The organism is Halanaerobium sp. (assembly GCF_003070835.1).
The window spans coordinates 1-2,344 of sequence record NZ_QBLR01000421.1 but is presented as its reverse complement, the minus strand read 5'-3'; the positions used below and the strand labels follow the sequence as shown (position 1 = coordinate 2,344).

At 34.0% G+C, this 2,344-nt stretch carries 4 protein-coding genes; all 4 read left to right on the top strand.

Features of this window, described 5'->3' with window-relative positions:
* Positions 1–92 precede the first annotated feature (92 nt).
* The gene (locus CI949_RS19940) at positions 93–317 is read left to right on the top strand and encodes a ferredoxin (protein WP_290769694.1); all 225 of its coding nucleotides are present in this window, start codon (positions 93–95) and stop codon (positions 315–317) included.
* Positions 318–417: 100 nt separating this feature from the next.
* Positions 418–1,269 (top strand): DUF89 domain-containing protein, encoded by an 852-nt coding sequence (locus tag CI949_RS19935; protein ID WP_290769692.1) that lies wholly within the window; start codon positions 418–420, stop codon positions 1,267–1,269.
* Positions 1,270–1,305: 36 nt separating this feature from the next.
* Positions 1,306–1,629 (top strand): J domain-containing protein, encoded by a 324-nt coding sequence (locus tag CI949_RS19930; protein WP_290769689.1) that lies wholly within the window; start codon positions 1,306–1,308, stop codon positions 1,627–1,629.
* Positions 1,630–1,736: 107 nt separating this feature from the next.
* The coding region (msrA, locus tag CI949_RS19925; protein WP_290769686.1) for a peptide-methionine (S)-S-oxide reductase MsrA at positions 1,737–2,344 on the top strand (608 nt) is incomplete at its 3' end.

Genomic DNA, 2,344 nt, shown 5'->3' with positions numbered 1-2,344 from the left:
ATTATTTTGACAAATATTCGGAAAAATCTTATAATTTATTTAGATAGATGGGTAAAATTAAGTTAGACAGTAAAATTAAAAGGAGTGGTATAATGGCAGATGTAGAGAATCGTGTTCCTGAAAATGTTGCTGGTGATTACTATGTTGACGATCAATGTATAGCCTGTGGTATTTGTGTTGGAGAAGCTCCAGATAATTTTGAAATGGGTGGAGATTATGCTTATGTCTATAAACAGCCTGAAAATGAAGCTGAAAAAACGGCCTGTGAAAGTGCCCTAGAAGCCTGCCCAGTTGATGCAATCGGCAGTGACGGTTAAAATAAAAAAGTACTTATTGAGGAGGGTTAAATCCCTCCTTTTTTATTTATTTGTTGACTTATGTTCATAATCTGCATATAATTTCATTGAGGTGATGAAAATGAAAATAAAATATGAATGTTATCCCTGTATTTTAAGACAGAGCATCGAATCAGCTGAGATGATCGAAGTTGATGATCAGAAAATGAAGCAGATTATCAAGCACTTTGGTGAGATCCTAAGTCCAGCTCTGGACAAAGACTTTACTGCTCCTATGCTTGCTGCTGAAATGCAGAAATATATTAAAAATTTGACTGAGGTGGAAGATCCATATTTTAATTTAAAAGAAAAAAATTTAATCCAGGCCAAGAAACTGCTGCCGCTGGTAGAGGAAGAAATTAAAGCTGCAGAAGATCCACTTTTAGCAGCTCTATTAATGTCAGCAATGGGTAATTCTATTGACGCTGGGGTATCTCTCAATGTTAACATCAAAGAAAATATTGACCAGGCAATAGAGGATTCATTTGCCCACAGTGATTACCCTCGTTTTAAAGATGAACTTCAAACAGCAAAAAACTTACTCATAATTGCTGATAATACAGGTGAGGCTCTTTTTGACCGCCTGTTATTAAAAGAGTTAAAACCATATAATTTAAAGATTACATATGCAGTTAGAGAGATCCCTATTTTAAACGATATTACCGCAGAAAAAGCTGAAGAACTTGGAATTGGCGAATATGCGGAAATAATTAAGAGCGGTACAACTGCTCCGGGAATGCTGATGGAAGAAGCCTCAGCAGAATTTTTAGAGGCCTATCAAAATGCTGATCTTGTAATTTCTAAGGGGCAGGGGAATTTAGAAGGTCTGCTTGATATTGAGGAAGATATTTACTTCTTATTAAAAGCTAAATGTGAGATTATCGCGGAAGTTTTAGATGTCGGGCTTAATGATTTTGTTTTTCTTTACCGCTAAGATTTAATTTATTTAAATTATCTGAGGTGAAAAATTATGGATTTAAACGATTTAAATTCTAAAAAAGTCTATCAGGCCGCTCAAATTCTTAATTTGAGAGAAAAGGAACCAATGACAGAGATAAAGAAAAAGCACAGGTCTTTAATTAAAAAATGGCATCCGGATCAATGTGATAAAGAGCCGAAAATTTGTCAGCAGAAAATCAAAGAAATTAATGAAGCTTTTAAAGTTATAAAAGATTACTGCAGCAATTATTTATATAATTTTAAAGAAGGAAAAATAATTGAAAATTTGCCTAGAGATATTCAAAGTGATGAACGCCTACAGAGGCAGTTTGGTAATGATTCATTATGGGGTTAAATATAATCTTGAGTAATCTACTTACTATTTAAAATAGCTAAAAAATATTATCATATACTCAGCAGGGCAGGATATTATATCTTTGATATAAATAGGAGGTAGATTTAATGGATTATTTATTTGTAACTTCGATTTTATTACTGGCGGTATTTGGTCTAAGTGCCAATGCTCTAGCTCAGGAAGTAATTCCCTATGATCAAAAGCTGAATGAATTAGAAACAGAGACTGCTACTTTTGGTCTCGGCTGTTTCTGGGGTCCTGACGGATCATTTGGTGCTTTAGAAGGGGTAGTTAGAACTCGAGTTGGCTATGCAGGTGGAGAAATGAAAGATCCAAGATATACAAAAATAGGTGACCACACAGAAACTGTTCAGATCGATTATGATCCAGATCAGATTTCTTATAGGGAGCTGGTGGAGATTTTCTTCAACAGCCATAATGCATTTGCTGAAGCCTATTCAAGACAGTATGCTTCATTAATTCTCTATCATAACGAGGATCAGCGGCAAACTGCTCTAGAGGTAAAAGAAAGTTTAGAAGCTGAAAAAAATCGTAAAGTAAAAACAATGATTAAAGAATTAGATAGATTTTATTTAGCAGAAAATTACCATCAGAAATTTAGATTACAGCAGAAAACTGAATTTAGAGACCATTACTTTGAAATGATGAAGATTGAGGAATTTATAAATTCTCCAACTATCAGTAAAATAAATGG